The sequence below is a fragment of the Brachybacterium sp. SYSU DS0246 genome (assembly GCF_059391765.1).
On sequence record NZ_JBZXYT010000013.1, the window covers coordinates 36,692 to 57,023 of the forward strand.

The following is a 20,332-nucleotide window of genomic DNA, read 5'->3' on the forward strand; positions in this document are numbered from 1 at the left end:
GGTCCATGTACCGTAGCGCTGCCGCCTGTGCAGGTCACGGCGCGGAACGAGTGGTCGAGCGTCAGACCAGTCCGTGCTCCCATGCGGTGCGCACCGCGGAGGCCCGGTCACCCACGCCGAGCTTCTCGTACACGTGCATGAGGTGGGTCTTCACGGTCGCTTCGCCGATGCCGAGGCGGGAGGCGACGGCCCGGTTGGTGCAGCCGTCGGCCACCAGTCTCAGCACCTCGGCCTCGCGGGCGCTGAGACTGATCTGCTGGCTGCGCGCTCCGGTCAGGGCGGCGAGCGCCGCCGGGGCCAGCACGGGACGGCCCTCGGCGAGGTCATGGACGGCACGGATCACCTCCTCGCGGTGGGCGTCCTTGAGCAGATATCCGTCGGCGCCGGCCTCGAGCGCGCTGCGGATGTCACGATCGGTGTCGTAGGTGGTCAGCACGAGCACCCTGGGCTGGGGGCCTTCACACTCGCGCAATGCTCGGATCGCCTCCGCGCCGGGCATGCCAGGCATCCGCAGGTCCATGAGCACCACGTCCGTGCCGCTCGCGGCGATCTCCCGCAGCGCCTCCCCGCCGTCGGAGGCGGTGGCGACCACCTCGATGCGCTCGTCCGCACCGAGCATGGCCGCCAGGCCGTCGCGCACCACCGGATGGTCGTCGGCGACGATCACCCGCACCGGGGCCCCGGACGGCACGGCGCTCATCGGGGCACCCGGGCGGTGACGGTGCATCCCCGTCCCGGCTCGGCGAGGACGGTGAGGCTGCCCCCGACGGCGCGCAGCCGATCGCTCATGTTCGCCAGTCCGTGGCCGCGCGGGACGCTGTCGGGGTCGAAGCCCTCGCCGTCGTCGGCGATCCGCAGCACGTGCTCGTGCTCGTCGCCGACGAGGGTGATGGTGACGGTGCCGGCCTCGGCGTGACGCGCGACGTTGGCGAGGGCCTCCTGCACGATCCGCACCAGCACGGCACTGTGCTCACCGGTGCGCGGGGCGTCGTCGGCATCGAAGGTGGCGACCACGTGGTGGGCGCGCGCCCATCGGGCCACGAGGTCCCCGAGCGCCTCGATCACATCGCCGTGCTGGAGCTGGTGAGGCCCGAGCGCCTCGACCGCCCGGCGAGCCTCCAGCAGGCTGTCCCGCGCGGCGTCCTCCGCGGCGGCTAGGCGATAGCGGGTTGCTGGATCGATGTGGTCGCCGACGGCTTCGAGCTGACGGATGACGCCCACCAGACCCTGGGCGACGGTGTCATGGATCTCGCGCGAGAGCCGCGCCCGCTCCTCGGCGACGCCGGATTCACGGGCCCGGGCCATCAGCTGCTCGTGCAGCGCCGCGTTCTCGCGAGTGACCCGGTCCCGTTCCCGGACCGCTGCCTCTCGCTGATCGATCATCCGCTCCCGTTCACCGCTGAGGAAGGTCATCGCTCCCGCGAGGCCGAGGTTGACCAGCGCCAGCAGGGCGTAGAACGCGGGATGGGCGAATGCCACCTCGGCCCCTCCGACCTGACCGAGGGCCGACACCAGCGCGGTGGCGGCGAGCACGAAGAGCACGGCACGGCCAGTGAGGAAACGCCCGCTGTCGAGGTAGCCGACGAAGGCATAGATGCACATCAGCGGGTTCAGGATCACCGCCGCCGCGACCAGGAGCAGATGCAGCGCGTAGAGGGCGGTGAGTCCGTGGTCCCCGGGGCGGGTGCGACGGAGACGGAGCTCCAGCACCGGGCGCAGAGCCAGCAGGGCAGCCGCGGGCACCAGTGATCCGTTCACCGAGAGGGGCTCGGGCCCACGCCCGGCGACGGCCCGGCCGATGGCCCACGCCAGGACCAGCAGCACGGGAGGCAGCCACACGAGCACCATGGTCCCGATCCGGCCGGCGTCCGCTCCGGTCGCCACCGCGGGCGAGGCGGCGATGGCGGGCGTGCGCTCGCCGTCGAGCGGAGGCCTACCGGCGGACAGCGGGGCGCTCTCCGCTGCAGGGACTGTAGATGCCGACGGCCCGCGCCGGATGGATCCGGACAGCATGGAACCGGCCTGGTCCTCCTCCGTGACCCCGGATCCGGTCGCTGTCCTCGCCATAGCTGTCAGTCTCCCGTGCCGGGCCCGCCAGCACCAGGCCCGCCACCTCCACCGATCGGTGGAGCGCACCCGGCCCGTTCGGGTGAGGCGCTCAGCGCCCGCCGTTCCTAGGTTGTGGACATGCCCGAACATCGCGATCCTGCCCCCGCCTCCCCTGCCGCTCCCCTCTCCGGGCCGGCCTCCGGCCCCGGCACCGCGGCGGAGCCCGCACGGGTACCCGGCTCGCCGTCCGGCTCCAGCTTCGGGGCCGGACCTCAGTCGCGGCCCGCTCCCCCGCCGATGCGCATCCCCTCCCTCGACGCCCTGCGCGGTGGTGCGCTGCTGCTGGGCGTCCTGCTCCATGCCGTGATGCCGTTCCTCCCCGGCGTTCCCTGGCTCGTCACCGATTCGCGCAGCTCGGACGCCGCGCTCGTGGTGGTCTACGTGCTCCATCTCTTCCGCATGGTGCTGTTCATGCTCCTCGCGGGCTATTTCGGTCGCATGGTGCTGAACCGGCGAGGCACCGGGGCCTACCTCCGCGACCGAGCGACCAGGATCGGCCTCCCTCTGGTGGGCTTCTGGCCGATCGTGGCGGGACTGACAGTGCTCGCCCTGGTCACGAATCAGCTGCTGCGCGGCGCGGGCCCCCTCACCCAGCCGCCGGCCCCCGAGGGCAGCGGTGGCAACGCGGAGGCGGGCATCCTCGCTCTACCCACCTTCCACCTGTGGTTCCTGCTGCTCCTGCTCGAGATCGTGCTCGTGACCGTCGCCGCTCGCGCCATCCTGGTGCGGATCATCGGTGCTCACCGCGCCGAGAAGCTCATCTCCCGCGCCGGAGGACTGCTCTCCTCACCTGCCGGGGTGCTGATCGCTGCGGTGCCGTACGCGCTGGGTCTGATGGCGCAAGGGACCATGGCGGGCGGGATCGTCGAGCCCCGCACCCTCATGCCCGTGGCAGGCGCCAGCATCGCCTACACCGGCGCGTTCCTCATCGGCTGGGCCCTCCACGCCCGCCCGGAGGCACTCCGGCGACTGCAGCGTCAGTGGCCAGCGCACCTCACCTGTGCGGTGCTGCTGAGCATCCTCGGATTCCTCGGTCAGCACCTGGTCCCGCTCCCCGTGGCCGCGATCGTGACGGCCGTGGCGGCGTGGACCTGGGTGTACGCCCTGCTCGGGCTGACCGGGCGGGTGCTGGACCGCGAGATCCCGGCGGTCCGGTACCTCGCCGATGCCTCGTACTGGACCTATCTCATGCACCTGCCGCTGCTGCTGCTGGTCGAGGTGCCGCTGGCCGACCTCGCCCTACCGGTCATCGTGAAGCTGACCATCGCCCTCGTGGTCGTGGTGGGCGTGCTCCTGGTCAGCTACGACCTGTTCGTGCGGTCCACGTGGCTGGGGGCGTGGCTGAACGGGCGACGGCGGCCGCGAGCATTGTTCGCCCGCTCGCAAGCTCGCAGTACGTCGATCAGCCTCCATCAGCCCCGCTGACCTCCTACCGCTCGCAAGCTCGCAGTACGTCGATCAGCCTTTGACCCCGCCTGCGGCGGCGAAGCCCGTGCCCAGGCTGCGGCCCAGGAACAGGTACAGCACCACGACCGGCAGGGAATAGAAGATCGAGAAGGCCGCGAGCTGGCCGTAGGCGACCTGCCCGTACTGCGAGGAGAACGTGTACAGCGTGACCGCGGCCGGGAGGTTCTCCGGGCTCAGCAGCAGCATGAACGGGACGAAGAAGTTGCCCCACATCATCACGAAGGTGAAGATCGTGGCGACCGAGAGGCCCGAACGCATCAGCGGCAGCACCACGGACCACAGCGCCCGGTAGACACCGGCGCCCTCGGTCCATGCCGACTCCTCGATCTCCACCGGGACGCCGTCCATAAAGCCCTTGGTCAGGAAGATGGCGTACGGGAGCGAGCTGGCACCGAGGAACAGGATCGCGCCGAACATCGAGTCGATCAGGTTCACCTGCACGAACAGCGAGTACACCGGGATCATGATCGCGGTGATCGGCAGACCCGTGGAGAAGATGATCGTCAGCAGCAGCGGCCGCTTCGCGCGGAACCGGAACCGCGACATCGGGTAGGCGCACAGGACGGCCGCGGTCATCGTCACCACGGTGGCGCCGCCGCACAGGATCAGCGAGTTCGCCAACGGCCGGAACGTGGTCTCCATGTTCCAGATAGCGCCGAAGTTGCCCAGGCTCCAGCTCTCCGGCCAGGCCACCGACAGCGACGCCTCGACGTCGAACGAGGCCAGGACCACCCACAGCAGGGGGATCAGGAAAATCAGACCGATCACGAGCATCACCACGCTGCTGGCGGCCATGGTGGCTCGCGCACGCGGTCCCTCCGACGCCCTCGGGGTGATGCTCCGGCGGCCTCCGGAGCCGTCTCCGGCGGGATCCGCCGCGCCGGGGGTGCCGGGGGTGGTCCCGGTCGTGGTCTCTGGGGTCGCGCTCATCGCTTCTCCTCCTCCGGCAGCAGACGCAGGTACACCAGCGAGGCGACAGCCCCGATCATCAGCAGCAGCAGGGCGACGGCGGTGCCGTAGCCGAGCTGGCCGTAGGAGAACGCCTGCTCGTACATGTACAGCGGCAGGGTCTGGCTCTGCCTGGCCGGCCCGCCGCCGGTCATGATGAAGATCAGGCCGAACACCGAGAGGGTCTGCAGGGTGATCAGCATCAGGTTGGTCGCGATCGCCGGCCGCAGCAGCGGCACGGTCACGGACCAGAACCGGCGCACCGGACCGGCGCCGTCCAGCGAGGCCGATTCGTACACGTCGGCCGGCACGGAGCTCAGCGCTGCGGAGTAGACCAGCATCGAGAAGGCCGTGCCCCGCCAGATGTTGGCGAAGGCGACCGCGATGATCGGTGCGCTGAACAGCAGATCCTGCTCAGGCAGCCCGATCGCGGTGATGATCGTGTTCAGGCTGCCCTCCGGAGCGAAGAACGTGTACAGCAGGTACCCGGCCACCACCTCCGGGAGGATCCAGGCCGCGATCACGATCGAGGTGACCGCGAAGGTGATGACACGGTTGGCGCGCTCCATGAGCAGCGCCAGCACCATCCCCATGATGTTCTGGCCGATCACGGCGGAGATCACGGTGAACACCAGGGTCAGGGCCACCGAGTTCCAGAAGTCACCGTCGGTGAACGCATCGGTGAAGTTCTCGAAGCCGACGAAGCTGGTCTCCTCCGCGCCCTTGCCGCGGATCGCACTGTCGGTGAAGGCCAGGTACAGCGAATACAGGATCGGCCCGAGCATGAAACCGACCAGCAGCAGCCCGGCCGGAAGCATCGGGACGGCGCGAGCTGCGGTGAGGCGGTCGCCGAGGCGGGTGCGCCGACGCGGCTGCGCCGGGGCGTCCTGCGCTGCGGCATCCTGCTCCGGGGCTGCGGGTGCACTGGTGGTCATGAGGTGGCCTCCTGCACGTTCTCCGGACCGACGATGTCCGTGACGGTGGCGTCGTACTCGGCGGCCGCGGCCTCCGGCTCGGTGCCGGTCATCACGGCCTCCATGGCCTCCTGGATCGCGGAGGACACCTCCGGGTACGAGGGCAGCGCCGGCCGGTAGTACGCGGTCTCCAGCAGGTCGGTGAAGTACTCGACCGCCGGGGAGTAGCTCAGGTAGCGCTCGTCCTGGGCGACGTCCTCGCGCACGGTGATGTGGTTGTCGGAGATCGCGTAGTTCACGAGGGTCTCGGTGGAGACCAGCTTCTCGAGGAACTGGAAGGCGACCTCGCGGTCCGTGACCCCGTGCGGGATCGACAGGCCCCAGCCGCCGGCGAGGGTGACTGTGCCGGTGCCGCCGCCGTCCTGGGTGGGCATGTCCGCCAGGCCCAGCACATCCGGCCATTCCGGCCACGGGGCGGGCGCCGACTCCGTCCAGTTCTGGGAGATCCAGGAGCCGTCCACGAGGATCCCGAGCTTCCCCTCGGGCAGCAGCGAGGTGTAGATCGTCTCGGAGATGTTGGGATCCAGGTGCTGGCCCAGGGACAGCGTCAGCTCCTCGTCGAACATCGTGCGCAGGAAGGTCAGGGAGTCGATGAAGCCCTGGCTGCCCAGGATCCACTTCTCGGCGTCGCGGTCGTAGAGCCCGGTCCCGTCCCCGGTGCCGTACAGGAGCATCTCGAAGCCCTGCATGGAGGCCTTCTCCCCCTGCGGGGTGCCGGCGAAGATGAACAGCGGGGTCGCCTCGCTGTCGGAGTCGCGGATCGTGCGGGCCGCCTCGAGGATCTCCTCCCAGCTGCCGGGCTGCCAGTCCTCCGGCAGCCCCGCTTCGGCGAAGACGTCCTTGTGGAACCACAGGGCACGGGTATCGGTGGTGATGGGAATGCCGTAGACCTCCCCGTCCTCGCCGGTGACCGCTTCCTTCGAGGCATCGGCGATGTCGTCCCAGTGCTCGAAACCCTCGACCAGGTCGGTGATCGGCTGGAGGTATCCGGCGCCGACGTCGGAGAGCAGGATGAACGAGTCCTCGTAGACCAGGTCGGGGCTGGTGCGCGGCGAGCTCATCAGCAGTTCGTTCTTGGTGAAGTAGTCGTTCTCGGAGGCGACGATCGGGACCAGCTCGACGCTCAGCTCGGGGTGCTCCTCCGAGAACTCCTGGGCGGCCGTGGTGATCCATTCCTCCTTGATCGTCCCCGAGCCGAACTGCTGGAACGCGATCCGGATCAGGTTGGGGTCGCGGTTGGCACTTGAGCAGCCGGCCAGGGCCGTCAACGGCAGCACGGCCGCAGCTCCGGCGGTGAACCGCAGGAAGCTGCGGCGGTCGGCCGGCATCCGATGGAGCGGGGTGGGGGGCACGATGACCTCCTCGTCGTCGTCGTTCACGCACCGAACCATAGCCTGTGTCTCGCGCGTCACACCACATCGCCACCGGCGCGCCGCGGCCCGGACCATCCGGTACGGCGGCGGGCGCCGGGGCGGGCCGGTTCAGGGGCGTGGGCGGGCTCTGCCGGTTCCCTGGGCGCGCTCCGCATCGGCGTACCGCATGCCCGGGGGAACCTGGGCGAGTTCGAACCAGCGCCCGGCTCGCGGCAGCAGCCGGACGTCGTGCCAGGGGATCTCGACGTCCTGGCCCTGCCACAGGGTCAGGGCGATCTCGGCGCGCCGGCCGGCGGCGACCAGCGTCAGCCGCCGCAGCCGCGACAGTGGGTGGGGGTCGGCGCGGCTCGCATCGGGGATCGCGATCGCCCCGCCCAGCGCCAGGGGCCAGACGGTCTCACCCCAGTGCAGCTTGGCCTGATCGGGGGTGCCGACGATCACGGCCGGCGGGCGCAGGTCCGCCGCGGTGACTCGGGCCGGCGCGATCGGCGTTCCGCGGTCGATCACCTCGCGCTGGACCCAGGCCCCGGGCAGGACGACCCGCCCGTCGACCGCGACGTCGACCAGCAGCGCGTCGGCGAACGGGTGCAGAGGCACGCTGAGGCGACCGGCATGGACCATGTCGCGCCTGGGCGCCGCGATCACGCGGACGACGGCGACGTCGTCGACGCGGTCGGTGAGCCGGATGGACACGCGGGTGCCGGGCAGCGGGTGGTGCGCTCCGCCGTGGAGCGGGGAAGGTCGTGGTGACGTCATCGGTGGGAGGCCGGCCGGCTCATGTGCGGAAGCGCGCCTGGGGCTCGTCGGAGAGCGCGAGCTCGAGCTGTTCGAGGAACCGCGCGCTCATCGGCGGAGGCTGATCGAGGGGGAACCAGCGGGCCTCGGTGTTCTCGCCGTCGGCCGGGTACGGGTCGCCGCCGACGTAATGGCACAGGAAGCACAGATCGAGGTACTGGGCGTGATCACCGTTGGCGTACTGGATCGGCGGATGCGTGCGCACGTCGACCAGCCGTATCGGCAGGCAGTCGACCCCCGCCTCCTCGCCGACCTCGCGGACCGCGGCGGTCGCGGGCTCCTCGCCCGGGTCGATGATCCCGGTCACGGGAGTCCAGGCGCCGCTGTCGGCGCGGCGGACCGCGAGCATGCGCGAGGACTGCTGATCCAGGACGATCGCCGTGACCCCGGGCATCCACAGCAGGTCGTGACCGATGCGCTCGCGCAGGGCGAGGACGAACTCAGGCGTGGCCATGGGATCTCTTCGCTCTCGACGCCGGCAGCGGGTTGGGCGAGGCGGGACGGGCGCTCACGTCGCGGTGGCCACGGACCCGATCAACAGCACCACGAACCCCGCCCACGCGAGACTCGCCAGCAGCGCGAGCACCGTGATACCCAGCAGCACCCAGGTGATGATCCAGCCGACCTTGTTCATCGTGCGCGCGGAGTACGGATCCGTATCCGCCTGCACCAGGGCGATGATCCCGAAGATCGAGGGGAGCATTCCTCCGCACAGGAATCCGACGACGATCAGCACGATGGCGCTGGTGCGGATGGATTCCTGGTCGGGAACCGGCGCGCTGTAGCCGGGCACGGGAGGTCCAGGGGGCGGATAGCTCATCGCGGTCCTCGCCGTTCGTCGCTGAGAGGATCAATCGGTCAGAGGGCGACCATGGGCGTCGCGCTCGAACTGCGGGGACTTCGCCAGGACCATGATGCCCTCGACAAGACCCCAGATACCGCTGACGAAGCTGAGCATGCCGCAGCTGAGGACCGTGATGCAGACCTGGATGACCCCGATGGTGGTGTATCCCATCAGGAAGCGGTGCACCCCGAAGGCTCCGAGGAAGATGCCGAGCAGGCCGACCAGGAGCCGACTCTGCGCTTCACCGCCGGGCGCACCCGGCTGGCCTCCCTGCGGAGCGCCCTGCTGGCCATATCCCTGCTGGCCATACTCCGGCTGTCCGTATCCCGGCTGGCCGGGCACCGGCTGGCCATAGGGCGTGCCGGCCGGCTGCGCTCCCCCGGCCGGCTCACCGTAGGGGTCCGAGGCCGACGGGGCGGACCCGGCGGCCGGGGCCCAGGACTGCTGGCCCTGGCCGTACGGATCCGGCGCGGACTGGCCGGACGAGGGACCATAGGGATCGGACGCCGACGGACCCGAGGACTGCCCGTACGGATCCTGAGGCGCGGGCTGGGCCGACGCCTGACCGTAGGGATCCTGCGACGGCGGCTGGGCCCAGGGATCCTGGGACTGCGGCTGGGCCCAGGGATCCTGGCCGGCGGCCTGTTCACCGCTGGGGCCGTGGGCGGGCTGCTGGCCGTCGAACTGGTCGTCCTGGGGCGTCCAGGAGCCGTTGTCACCGGAGTTGCTCATGCCGCCCACAATACGTGCTCGCTGGGCGGGACCGCACTCGCCCCGGCCGTGGACGGGCGCGCCGCGGCTGCGGTGCGGTCGCGGCCGGGCTCAGCGCCGCCGCTTCTCCCGGATCCGCACCCCGATGACGATCGGTGAGCCGGTGAACTCGAACTCCTCGCGCAGCCGGCGCTCGATGAAGCGGCGGTAGCCGTGCTCGAGGAATCCGCTGGCGAAGATCACGAAGCGCGGCGGTCGGGTCCGGGCCTGCGTGGCGAACAGGATGCGCGACTGCTTGCCGCCGCGCAGCGGGTGAGGATGTGCGGCGACCAGGGTGCCCAGGAAGGCGTTCAGGCGCCCGGTCGGAATGCGCCGGTCCCAGGATTCCAAGGACTTCTCGATCGCCGGCACCAGGCGTTCTGCGTGCCGGCCGGTCTGGGCCGAGATGTTCACCCGGGGCGCCCAGGCGACGTGCGCCAGGTCCCGCTCGATCTCGCGCTCGAGCAGCTTGTGGCGCTCCTCGTCCAGCAGGTCCCACTTGTTGAAGGCCAGCACCAGGGCCCGGCCGGACTCGAGCACCATGTCGATGATCTTGAGGTCCTGCGTGGAGATCGGCTCGGAGGCCTCCAGCAGCACGATGGCGACCTCCGCCCGGTCCAGGGCCGCACGCGTGCGCAGGGAGGCGTAGTAGTCCGCGCCCTGGGACTGCAGCACCCGGCGGCGGATGCCGGCGGTGTCGACGAAGGTCCAGTCCTTGCCGCCCAGGACGATCTTCTCGTCGACCGGATCGCGTGTGGTGCCCGCGCTCTCGTCCACGACCACCCGCTGCTCCCCCGCCAGCCGGTTCAGCAGCGAGGACTTGCCGACGTTGGGGCGCCCCACCAGGGCGATGCGGCGCGGACCGTGATCGACCGCGGCACCGCGGCCCTCCTCGGGCATCACGGCGAGCACGGCGTCCAGCAGGTCGCCGGAGCCGCGTCCGTGGAGCGCGGAGACGGGATGCGGCTCGCCCAGGCCCAGATTCCACAGCGCGGCGGCTTCGAGCTCCCCGCGCTGATCATCGACCTTGTTGGCCACCAGCACCACCGGGTGCTCGGCCTTGCGCAGCACCTTCAGCAGCTGTTCATCGGTGGCGGTGATGCCGACGTTCGCGTCCACGATGAACATCACGACATCGGCCAGGGAGATGGCGACCTCCGCCTGCTCGGCGACGCGGTGCGCCATTCCCTGCAGGCGGTCCTCCCAGCCGCCCGTGTCCACCAGCCAGAAGTCCTTGCCTGCCCACTCGGCCTCGTAGAACACGCGGTCACGGGTCACACCCGGGACATCCTCCACGACGGCCTCCCGGCGGCCCAGGATGCGGTTGACCAGGGTGGATTTGCCGACGTTGGGGCGGCCGACGACGGCGACCACCGGCAGGTTGCGCTGCACGGTCGGGCGCGCGTACTCGCCGTCCTCGTCACCGAGGAGAGCGAGGTCCTCGTCGTCGAGCTCGTAGTCGGTGAGTCCGGCGCGCAGGGCGGACTCGATCTCCTCGTCGGAGGGTCCGCCGGCGGGATCCTCGTCCGCCTGGCCGGGGCCGACAGGGTCGACGCTGCCGTCGGCCCCCGATCCGCTCGGATCCGGCGCATCCGTCGCCTGCGCCTCGCCCGGGGAACCGGTGCGGCCGTCGGCCTCGTCCTCCAGGGCGGACTCCAGCTCGGATTCCGCCTGGGCGACCAGCATCAGCACCTGCTCGACGACGTCCTCGACCTCGAGCCCGGTGGTATCGACCGTGTCGACCCCGTCGGCCGCGCTGAGGAACTCCGAGACCGTGGAATCGTCGCGGTCGCGCCGCAGGACCTGGTCGGCCATCCGCTGGCGGGTGCTCTCGGTGTCCTCCAGGTCGAGCTCGGCGGCGCGTCGGCGCATCCGCTCCTCGTCGCTCGCGGTCAGCAGGACCCGCACGTGGGCGTCGGGGGCGACGACCGTGGTGATGTCGCGGCCCTCGGCGACGCAGAATCCGCGGTCGGCGGCCGTGGCGAACAGCAGCTCGCGCTGGCGGCGCTGAAGGACGGCGCGCACGAGCGTGTTGGTGGCCACGGCGCTGACGTGCTGGGAGATGCGCTCGGTGCGGATCTCGCCGGTGATGTCCTGTCCGCCGACGACCACGCTGGCCCCGCCCGGATCGGTGCCGAGGTCCAGCTCGAGGTCCTGGGCGACCTGCGCCACCGCGTCACGGTCGCCGAGATCGACGCCGCGGTCGAGGCAGGACCAGGTCACGGCGCGGTACATGGCTCCGGTGTCGACGATGCCGCCATCCAGGGCCTCGGCGACGAGGCGGGAGACGGTGGACTTGCCGGAGCCGGCCGGGCCGTCGATCGCGATGGTCACGCCGATCTGCGGTCCCGGGGTCGCGAGGGCAGAGGGATCGTGCGGCGCGCTGGTGTGCATCCTGCAAGGATACGGGGCGCTCAGGCGTCGGCGACGGTCCAGCCGCGTTCGGCGAGCGATCTGGTGAGCAGGTCCTCACGCGAGGCGTCCACGGCGATGTGCGCGAGACCGACCGGCTGGCCGATCGTGTGCTCGAGGCGCAGATCCTCGAGGTTCACACCGATCTCGCCCATCTCGGTCAGCAGGCGTCCCAGCTCGCCCGGGCTGTCGGGCACCAGCACCACGACGGTCGCGAAGGCGTCGGTCGCCCCGCCGTGCTTGCCCGGGATACGCCGCACGCCGCGGTTGCCGTCGGCCACCAGATCGGCGAGGGCGCGGCGCGACCCCACCGCGGGATCCGGGGTGCCGGCGAGTGAGTCGAGAGCCTCCAGCACGTCGTCAGCCCGGTCCCTCACCGAGCGCAGGACGGTGCCGACGGCCTCGGCGTTGGCGCCCAGGATCTCGACCCACAGCCGCGGATCCGAATCGGCGATGCGGGTGGTGTCGCGCAGTCCCTGCCCGGCCAGGCCCAGCGCTTCCTCGGTGGGCTCCAGCAGCGTCGAGGCCAGCAGGCTCGCGAGCACCTGCGGCACGTGGGAGACGTGGGCGACCGCGATGTCGTGGGCGCGGGGGTCCATCACCACGGGCACTGCGCCGATCTCGGTGGCCAGGCCCTTGAGGACGGAGACCGCCCCGGCGCGCGTCTGGGCATGGGGGACGACGACGAAGGGGCGGCCGTGGAACAGGTCGCTGCGCGCGGAGATGACGCCCGAGACCTCGCGTCCCGCCATGGGGTGCGCACCGATGTAGCGCGGCAGATCGCCGGGATCGGCCTGGGCGCGCACACCCTCCAGCACCGTGGCCTTGACGCTGGCGACGTCCGTGACCAGGGCCGAGGGCCAGCGACGCAGCGAGTCCGCGATGACCTGTGCGGCGACGTCGGGCGGAGCGGCGACGACGACCAGCGCCGGGTCCTCGTCCCCGGCCGCGGGAAGCGAGCCGACGCCGAGCTCGACGGCGAGAGCAGTGGTACCCGGGGAGATGTCCTCCACCTGGACCGTGGCTCCGGCGCGGCGCAGCGCCAGCCCGAGGGAGCCGCCGATGAGGCCGGTGCCGATGATCCGCACGGGTGAGGCCACCAAGGGGCTCACAGGCCGACCTCCGCCATCAGCGTGCCGAGCTCGCGCCCGGTGAGCTCGCGGGTCGCCCCCGGGCCGAGGTCACCGAGCAGCACGGGGCCGATGCGGGTGCGCACCAGCGCGGTCAGCTCGAAGCCCTGGGAGGCGAACATCCGGCGCACGATCCGGTTGCGCCCCTCGTGCAGCGTCACCTCGACGACGGCCTCCCGGCCGTTCTGGGCGAGCACGCGCGCGCTGTCGGCGCGGGCCGGGCCGTCCTCGAGCTCGATGCCCTCGCGCAGCGCCTTGACCAGTCCGCGAGGCGGCCCGCCGGGTGCCTCGAAGCGGCACACGTAGGTCTTGGAGACCTCGAAGCGGGGATGGGTGAGGCGATGGGCGAGCTCGCCGTCGTTGGTCAGCAGCAGCAGGCCCTCGGTCTCGTAGTCGAGCCGGCCCACGTGGTAGAGCCGCTGGGGGTAGCCCGCGACGAACTCGGTGAGGTCGCGGCGCCCTTCGGGATCGCTCATGGCCGAGACGACCCGGCGCGGCTTGTGCAGCGCCACGGTCACCTTCGCCGTGTCCAGCTGGAGGCGGCGGCCGTCGACGTGGACCACCTGGGTGGCCGGGTCGATGCGCACGCCCTGCTCGCGGACCACCAGGCCGTCGACCATGACGCGGCCCGTGGAGATCAGCGTCTCGCAGGCACGGCGGGACCCGAATCCGGCGTGGGCCAGGACCTTCTGCAGCCGCTCGCCGTCCTCGCGATGCACGTCGGGACTCTCGTCGTCCGCGCGCGGGGCCGGCGGACGCGGGGTGCCCTCGCCGTCGCGCAGGCGCACCTTCTTCGGCGGGGTGAAGGCGCTGCGGCGGCGCTGACGGCGCCCTGGGGAGGCGGCGCCGGCCATCAGGCCGCCGCGCCGCGGGAGATCAGCTCGCGGGCCAGCTGGCGGTACGCGTCCGCGCCCTTCGTCGAGGAGGCGAAGGAGATGATCGGTTCGGCGGCCACGGACGCGTCGGGGAACTTCACGGTGCGATTGATCGTGGTGTGGAGGACCTTGTCGGGGAAGGCCTCGACCACGCGCTGGCACACCTCGCGGGCGTGGAGCGTGCGCGGGTCGAACATCGTGATGAGGATGCCGTCCATCTCGAGCTTGGGGTTGATGCGGTCCTGCACCTTCTCGATGGTCTCCACCAGCAGCGCCACGCCGCGCAGCGCGAAGTACTCGGCCTCGAGCGGGATGATCACGCCATGGCTGGCCGCCAGGGCGTTGACTGTCAGCAGCCCCAGGGAGGGCTGGCAGTCGATGATGATCACGTCGTACTCGTCCGCGACGGGGCGCAGCACGCGGGCCAGGGCCATCTCGCGCGCCACCTCGTTGACCAGGGTGACCTCGGCGGCCGAGAGGTCGATGTTCGCCGGCAGCACGTCGAGGTCCTCGGTGCCGGTGGACTGGATGACGTCATGGACGTCGTGACCGCGCTCCATCAGCAGGTTGTAGACGGTCACGTCGAGCTCGTACGGGTTGACCCCGGTGCCGGCGCTGAGGGCGCCCTGCGGATCGAGGTCGACCAGCAGGACCTTGCGGCCGAGCTCCGCGAGGGCCGCGCCGAGGTTGATGACGCTGGTGGTCTTCCCCACCCCGCCCTTCTGGTTCACCATCGAGATGACCCGGGCCGGTCCGTGACCGTCGAGCGGGGCTGGCTCCGGCAGCTCCGGCATCGGGCGGCCGGTGGGACCGAGATCGATGTCCAGCTGCTGGTCGGAAGTCGAGCTCACGTCGTTGTCCTGTCGTCGGCGTCGTTCTCTGGTGCGGGGCGGCCCGCCGAGGGACCGGCTCGCGACCGGCCATGGCCCGGGCAGAGCCGGCTGTGGGTGCCGGCCCCGAGCGCTGGTGCGCGGGGCGGGACGGTCGTCGTTCTCGTGCGGGGTCCTCGTGCCGGACAAGTCTAAGCCCCCCGTCGCGCCCGGGGGTGGGCACCGGCGTGTGTCTCTCGCAGCGAATCCACTGTGACCTGCGTGTACAGCTGCGTCGTGGTGACCGAGGCATGACCCAGCAGCTCCTGCACGCTGCGCACGTCCGCTCCCCCGTGCAGGAGGTGGGTCGCATAGGAGTGGCGCAGCGTGTGGGGACTGATGGGCTCGGTCAGCTCGCCGAGATCCGCATCGCCGGCCACGCGCTGGATCACCTGCCAGGCGGCCTGTCGGGTCAGCCGGGTCCCCCGCGAGCCGAGGAAGACGGCCGGGGTGCCCGTCCCCCGGCCGGCGAGGACCGGGCGGCCGCGGGTGAGGTAGGCATCCAGCGCGTCCAGGGCGTACCGGCCGACGGGCACCACGCGCTGCTTGTCGCCCTTGCCGCGCAGGATCGCCGCCCGCTGCTCGCGATCGATGTCGTCGAGGTCGAGGCCCGTGGCCTCGGAGATGCGCGCGCCGGTGCCGTAGAGGACCTCGAGCAGTGCCCGGTCGCGCAGGGCCCGTTCGGTGGCGTCACGTCCGGTCCCGGGGCGTCCGGCCGCCTCCAGCAGCGCCTCGACCTGCTCGATGGTCAAGGGGTGAGGGAGCCGTCCGGGCAGGGAGGGGGTGGGGACCAGGCGGGACGGGTCCCCGGTGTTCGAGACGCGCTCGGCGTCGAGGAAGGCATGCAGTCCGCGCACGGCGGCGAGGGAGCGGGCTGCGGAGGACGGTGACAGAGCGGTGCCGCCGTCGGCCCCGGTCCGCAGGGTCTGGAGCCATCCGGCGAGCCGCCCGGGCTCCACGGCGGCGGGATCGATGTCGTCCTGCGCGAGATCGCGGAGGTAGCGTTCCAGGTCGCGCCGGTAGGCGGCGAGGGTGTTCGCGGACAGTCCCCGCTCGATCCGCAGATGGCTCAGGTACTGCTCGAGGATCCGGCGGTCGCCGGGGCGCAGCGTCGGCTCCCCGGTGGGTCGGCGGCCGCCGCGCTCGGTCACAGCCGGACGAAGGGATCGATCGCCAGGGCGACGAAGAGCAGGGTCAGGTAGGTGATCGAGCCGTGGAAGACGACCATCGGGCCGAGCTTCCTGCCGGTCAGGCCACGGTGGACCCGGACGGCGTAGCGGATCACGAGGAACGCGAACCAGGCTCCGGCGGCGACGGCGCTGACGCCGTAGACCCATCCGGTATGGCCCAGCGGGATGATCGCCAGGCTCGCGGCGATCATCAGCAGGGTGTGCATGATCATCTGGCGGGCGACGCTCGCGCGGGAGGCCACCACCGGCAGCATCGGCACGCCCGCATCGGCGTAGTCCTGGCTGAACTTCTCGGCCAGCGGCCAGTAGTGCGGCGGGGTCCAGAAGAAGATCACCAGGAACAGCAGCACCGCCGTCCAGGACACCGTGCCGGTCACCGCCGACCAGCCGATCAGCACCGGCATGCACCCGGCCACGCCGCCCCAGACGATGTTCTGGCTCGTGCGGCGCTTGAGGATCATCGTGTAGAAGACCACGTAGAGCACGATCGCGACGAGGGCGAGGCCGGCGGAGGCCCAGTTCACCAGCAGGCCCAGCCATACCCCGGACAGCAGCGACAGGGCGATGCCGAAGATCAGGCCGGCGCGCGGGCTGATCTCACCGGTCACCAGCGGCCGGTTCCGGGTTCGCTTCATGCGCGCGTCGATGTCGCGGTCGAGGTACATGTTCAGCGCGTTCGCGCCGCCGGCGGCCAGGTAGCCGCCGATCATGGTCGTCAGGATCAGCCACGCCGAGGGGAACCCGCCCGCGGCCAGGAACATCGTGGGGATGGTGGTGATCAGCAGCAGCTCGATGATGCGGGGCTTGGTCAGCGCCACGTAGGCCCGGATCACGGAACCTGCCGTGCGCTGCGCAGCGGGGTCACCCCCCGTGCCGGCGTCCCGGGTCGAAGCTCCCTGGGTGGCGGTCACCGCCCACCGTCCTTCCTCCTGAGCGCGACGGGACCGTCGCATGAACCCGGCCAGTCTATGTGCTCGCCCGCCGCTGTCGCAGTCACCGGCGGGGTGAGGCAGGGCACCGTCGGCCGCCGCTGCGAGGGATCTTCGCGGCAACCGGCTGGACGAGGTCCATCATCGGTCTCGACCAGCACTAAGGTGGGACGCGTCGCTTCGGGCAGGAACTGACCACGTCGAAGGATGCTTGTCGGGGATGCCTGCCGGAGCCATCGATCCGCGCGGCCGCTGCGGCCGCTACCCGGCGAAAGGAAGCAATCGACGTGACCGATACGTTCAAGGCCCCGGAGGGTTGGACCGACCTGGACAAGCGCGCGGTGGACACCGTGCGCGTCCTCGCCGCCGATGCGGTGGAGAAGGTCGGCAACGGGCACCCCGGCACGGCCATCAGCCTGGCCCCCGCCGCATACCTGCTCTACCAGGACGTCATGCGGCACGATCCGACCGACCCGGACTGGCTCGGTCGCGATCGCTTCGTGCTCTCGGCCGGCCACTCCAGCCTGACCCAGTACATCCAGCTCTACCTCGGCGGCTTCGGGCTCGAGCTGGAGGACATCGAGGGGCTGCGCACCTGGGGCTCCAAGACCCCCGGCCACCCGGAGAACTTCCACACCAAGGGCGTGGAGATCACCACCGGCCCGCTCGGCCAGGGCATCTCCTCCGCCGTCGGCATGGCCATGGCCCAGCGTCGCGAGCGCGGCCTGCTGGACCCCGAGGCCGCGCCGGGCACCAGCCCGTTCGACCACTTCACCTATGTGATCGCCTCCGACGGCGATCTCCAGGAGGGCGTCAGCAGCGAGGCCAGCTCGCTGGCCGGCACCCAGAAGCTGGGCAACCTCATCGTCCTGTGGGACGACAACGAGATCTCCATCGAGGGCGACACCTCGATCGCCTTCACCGAGGACACCACCGCTCGCTATGAGGCCTACGGCTGGGACGTGCGCACCGTGGACTGGACCCAGGGCGGCGAGAGCTACCTCGAGGACGTGGCCGCGCTCAAGGCCGAGATCCTCGAGGCCCAGAAGGTCACCGACAAGCCGACCTTCATCCGGCTGCGCACCGTCATCGGCTGGCCGATCCCGGAGCTCGCCGGCAGCCACAGCGTCCACGGGGCCAAGCTCGGCCCCGACGCCGTCGCCGGGCTGAAGGAAGCCATCGGCTTCGACCCCGAGAAGTCGTTCCAGGTGGACGAGGACGTGCTCGCCCGCACCCGCTCGCTCGCCGAGCGCGCCGCGACGGCCAAGTCCGAGTGGAACGAGGGCTACCAGGCCTGGCGCTCCGCGAACCCCGAGCGGGCGACGCTGCTGGACCGCCTGGTCGCGCGTGAGCTGCCCGAGGGCTTCGCCGAGGCGTTCCCGGCCTTCGAGGCCGACGAGAAGGGCATCGCCACCCGCGCCGCCTCCGGCAAGATCCTCGCCGAGCTGGCCCCGGTCATGCCCGAGCTGTGGGGTGGCAGCGCCGACCTCGCAGGCTCGAACAACACCACCATGAAGGGCGAGCCGTCGTTCCTGCCCGAGGAGTACAGCTCGGAGCAGTTCGCCGGTGACGAGTACGGCCGTACGCTGCACTTCGGCATCCGCGAGCACGGGATGGGCGCGATCCTCTCGGGGATCTCGCTGCACGGCCTCACGCGTCCCTACGGCGGCACCTTCTTCCAGTTCGCCGACTACATGCGCGGCGCCGTGCGCCTCGCCTCGCTGATGAAGGTCCCCGCCACCTACGTGTGGACCCACGACTCGATCGGTCTGGGCGAGGACGGCCCCACGCACCAGCCTGTCGAGCACCTGGCCGCCTACCGGGCGATCCCGAACCTCTCGATCGTGCGTCCGGCGGATGCCAATGAGACCGCGCAGGCCTGGAAGGCTCTGCTCGAGCGGGACAGCGGGCCCGTCGGGCTGATCCTCAGCCGTCAGGCCATGCCGACCTTCGACCGCTCGGAGTACGCGGGCGCCGACGGGCTGGCCAAGGGCGCCTACGTGATGAAGGAGGCCTCCTCCGGCGCTCCTCAGGTGATCCTGATCGGCACCGGCTCCGAGGTGCAGTACGCCGCCGAGGCCCAGAAGCAGCTCGAGGCCGAGGGGATCGCCACCCGGCTGGTCTCGATGCCGTCCGTGGAGTGGTTCGACGAACAGGACGAGGAGTACAAGGAGTCCGTCCTGCCCTCGGCGGTCACCGCCCGCGTCAGCGTCGAGGCCGGGATCGCGATGCCCTGGTACCGCTTCCTCGGCGCCCACGGCCGGGCCGTCTCGCTCGAGCACTACGGTGCCTCGGCCGACGCCAAGACGCTGTTCCGCGAGTACGGCTTCACGCCGGAGGCGGTCATCGCCGCCGCCAAGGAGTCCCTCGCGGCCGCCGGCGCCTGACCGGTGCGGGGCGGGGCCCACGGGTCCTGCCCCGCACCCGCCCCTGGCTGGAAGAAATCCGGCCCGACCAGCGTTAGACGACGACAGCAGTTCGACACAGGGCGCGCAGCGTCCGGAAGGATATGCACATGACTCAGAATCCCCGCACCCAGGCCCTGTCCGACGCCGGCGTCTCCATCTGGCTCGACGACCTCTCCCGCCAGCGGATGACCTCCGGCAACCTGCAGGAACTGATCGATACCCGCAACGTGGTGGGCGTCACCACGAACCCCTCGATCTTCCAGGCCGCGATCTCCGGCCGCTCCGAGTACGACGACGACATCGCTCGCCTGGCCGGTGAGGGCAAGGACGTCGACGGCGTCCTCGAGGTCGTCACCACCGACGACGTGCGCAGCGCCTGCGACCTCTTCCAGGGCGTGCACGAGGCCACCGGCGGCGTGGACGGGCGCGTCAGCATCGAGGTCGACCCGCGGCTGGCCCACGACACCGACAAGACCATCGAGCAGGCCAAGCGGCTGCGCGACCTGGTCGACCGGGAGAACCTGTTCGTCAAGATCCCCGCGACCGAGGCGGGCCTGCCGGCGATCACCGCCACCATCGCCGAGGGCATCAGCGTCAACGTCACCCTGATCTTCTCCGTGGCCCGCTACCAGGAGGTCATGGAGGCCTACCTCGCCGGCCTGGAGCAGGCCGCCGAGGCGGGCAAGGACCTCTCGAAGATCTACTCCGTCGCCTCGTTCTTCGTCTCCCGCGTCGATGCCGAGATCGACAAGCGCCTCGAGGCGCTCGGGGGCGAGGCCGAGACGCTGCGCGGCTCCGCGGGCGTCGCCAACGCCCAGGCCGCCTTCGGCGAGTACCTCACCGCCTTCGGGCAGGAGCGCTTCGCGGCTCTCAAGGACAAGGGCGCGAACGTGCAGCGCCCGCTCTGGGCCTCGACAGGGGTCAAGAACCCCGACTACCCCGACACGCTCTACGTCGACAACCTCGTCGCCGATCCGTGCGTGAACACCATGCCGGAGAAGACGCTGGAGGCCGTCGCCGAGCACTCCGAGCCCAAGGCCGCGCTGAACGCCGAGACCGCCAAGACGGGTGAGAGCGTCCTGGAGCGCGTCGAGGAGGCCGGGGTCGACCTGGCCGACGTGTTCGCGCTGCTCGAGCGCGAGGGCGTCGAGAAGTTCGAGAAGTCCTGGCAGGAGCTCATCGACACCGTGTCGGCGACCATCGACGACACCCGAGCCTGAGTTCTCCGAGAGCACGGCCGCGCCCGCTGGGGCAGGCCG

The 20,332-nt window shown here is 71.1% G+C and carries 18 protein-coding genes; 3 read left to right on the forward strand and 15 right to left on the reverse strand.

Features of this window, described 5'->3' with window-relative positions:
* Nucleotides 1–61 precede the first annotated feature (61 nt).
* Nucleotides 62–700: a response regulator gene (locus AC5020_RS08230; RefSeq protein ID WP_464987917.1), complete on the reverse strand. Its 639-nt coding sequence runs from the start codon at nucleotides 698–700 to the stop codon at nucleotides 62–64.
* A complete protein-coding gene (locus AC5020_RS08235) occupies nucleotides 697–2,067 on the reverse strand; it encodes a sensor histidine kinase (RefSeq protein ID WP_464987918.1) in 1,371 nt (456 codons plus the stop codon). The genes AC5020_RS08230 and AC5020_RS08235 overlap by 4 nt, the downstream gene beginning before the upstream one ends.
* A gap of 120 nt (nucleotides 2,068–2,187) precedes the next feature.
* Here AC5020_RS08235 and AC5020_RS08240 point away from each other — a divergent pair, with 120 nt between their 5' ends.
* Entirely contained in the window at nucleotides 2,188–3,534 is a 1,347-nt protein-coding gene (locus AC5020_RS08240; RefSeq protein ID WP_464987919.1) for an acyltransferase family protein, read from the forward strand.
* A gap of 33 nt (nucleotides 3,535–3,567) precedes the next feature.
* Here the strand turns inward: AC5020_RS08240 and AC5020_RS08245 are convergent, their stop codons facing one another.
* From AC5020_RS08245 to AC5020_RS08305, 13 genes are all read right to left on the reverse strand, one after another.
* Entirely contained in the window at nucleotides 3,568–4,371 is an 804-nt protein-coding gene (locus AC5020_RS08245) for a carbohydrate ABC transporter permease (RefSeq protein ID WP_377017278.1), read from the reverse strand.
* 131 nt (nucleotides 4,372–4,502) lie between these two features.
* A complete protein-coding gene (locus AC5020_RS08250) occupies nucleotides 4,503–5,459 on the reverse strand; it encodes a carbohydrate ABC transporter permease (RefSeq protein ID WP_377017140.1) in 957 nt (318 codons plus the stop codon).
* Nucleotides 5,456–6,826: a substrate-binding domain-containing protein gene (locus tag AC5020_RS08255; protein ID WP_377794174.1), complete on the reverse strand. Its 1,371-nt coding sequence runs from the start codon at nucleotides 6,824–6,826 to the stop codon at nucleotides 5,456–5,458. Before AC5020_RS08255 ends, AC5020_RS08250 begins: the two co-directional genes overlap by 4 nt.
* Before the next feature lie 153 nt (nucleotides 6,827–6,979).
* Complete coding sequence (locus AC5020_RS08260) at nucleotides 6,980–7,627, reverse strand: hypothetical protein (RefSeq protein ID WP_464987922.1); 648 nt, start codon at nucleotides 7,625–7,627, stop codon at nucleotides 6,980–6,982.
* A gap of 19 nt (nucleotides 7,628–7,646) precedes the next feature.
* The gene (locus AC5020_RS08265) at nucleotides 7,647–8,120 is read right to left on the reverse strand and encodes an NUDIX hydrolase (protein ID WP_377017144.1); all 474 of its coding nucleotides are present in this window, start codon (nucleotides 8,118–8,120) and stop codon (nucleotides 7,647–7,649) included.
* A gap of 54 nt (nucleotides 8,121–8,174) precedes the next feature.
* The gene (locus AC5020_RS08270) at nucleotides 8,175–8,459 is read right to left on the reverse strand and encodes a hypothetical protein (RefSeq protein ID WP_464987923.1); all 285 of its coding nucleotides are present in this window, start codon (nucleotides 8,457–8,459) and stop codon (nucleotides 8,175–8,177) included.
* Between the two features lie 57 nt (nucleotides 8,460–8,516).
* Nucleotides 8,517–9,242, reverse strand: coding sequence for a TM2 domain-containing protein (locus AC5020_RS08275; protein ID WP_464987924.1), 726 nt, complete (start codon nucleotides 9,240–9,242; stop codon nucleotides 8,517–8,519).
* Between the two features lie 90 nt (nucleotides 9,243–9,332).
* Nucleotides 9,333–11,654: a bifunctional cytidylate kinase/GTPase Der gene (gene der / locus AC5020_RS08280; protein ID WP_464987925.1), complete on the reverse strand. Its 2,322-nt coding sequence runs from the start codon at nucleotides 11,652–11,654 to the stop codon at nucleotides 9,333–9,335.
* 20 nt (nucleotides 11,655–11,674) lie between these two features.
* A complete protein-coding gene (locus AC5020_RS08285; protein WP_377793893.1) occupies nucleotides 11,675–12,784 on the reverse strand; it encodes a prephenate dehydrogenase in 1,110 nt (369 codons plus the stop codon).
* Complete coding sequence (locus AC5020_RS08290; protein ID WP_377017154.1) at nucleotides 12,781–13,656, reverse strand: pseudouridine synthase; 876 nt, start codon at nucleotides 13,654–13,656, stop codon at nucleotides 12,781–12,783. The genes AC5020_RS08285 and AC5020_RS08290 overlap by 4 nt, the downstream gene beginning before the upstream one ends.
* Nucleotides 13,656–14,528 carry a ParA family protein gene (locus AC5020_RS08295; protein WP_377017156.1) on the reverse strand — a complete coding sequence of 291 codons (873 nt, stop codon included), beginning with the start codon at nucleotides 14,526–14,528 and terminating at the stop codon, nucleotides 13,656–13,658. Before AC5020_RS08295 ends, AC5020_RS08290 begins: the two co-directional genes overlap by 1 nt.
* Nucleotides 14,529–14,698: 170 nt before the next feature.
* Complete coding sequence (locus AC5020_RS08300) at nucleotides 14,699–15,697, reverse strand: site-specific tyrosine recombinase XerD (RefSeq protein WP_377793892.1); 999 nt, start codon at nucleotides 15,695–15,697, stop codon at nucleotides 14,699–14,701.
* A complete protein-coding gene (locus AC5020_RS08305) occupies nucleotides 15,694–16,647 on the reverse strand; it encodes a heme o synthase (protein WP_464987927.1) in 954 nt (317 codons plus the stop codon). Before AC5020_RS08305 ends, AC5020_RS08300 begins: the two co-directional genes overlap by 4 nt.
* A 305-nt stretch (nucleotides 16,648–16,952) precedes the next feature.
* Between AC5020_RS08305 and tkt the strand changes: the two genes are divergently transcribed.
* Both tkt and tal read left to right on the forward strand, forming a co-directional pair.
* A complete protein-coding gene (gene tkt / locus AC5020_RS08310; protein WP_464987928.1) occupies nucleotides 16,953–19,052 on the forward strand; it encodes a transketolase in 2,100 nt (699 codons plus the stop codon).
* 128 nt (nucleotides 19,053–19,180) lie between these two features.
* Nucleotides 19,181–20,293 carry a transaldolase gene (gene tal / locus AC5020_RS08315; RefSeq protein WP_377017164.1) on the forward strand — a complete coding sequence of 371 codons (1,113 nt, stop codon included), beginning with the start codon at nucleotides 19,181–19,183 and terminating at the stop codon, nucleotides 20,291–20,293.
* Nucleotides 20,294–20,332 lie beyond the last annotated feature (39 nt).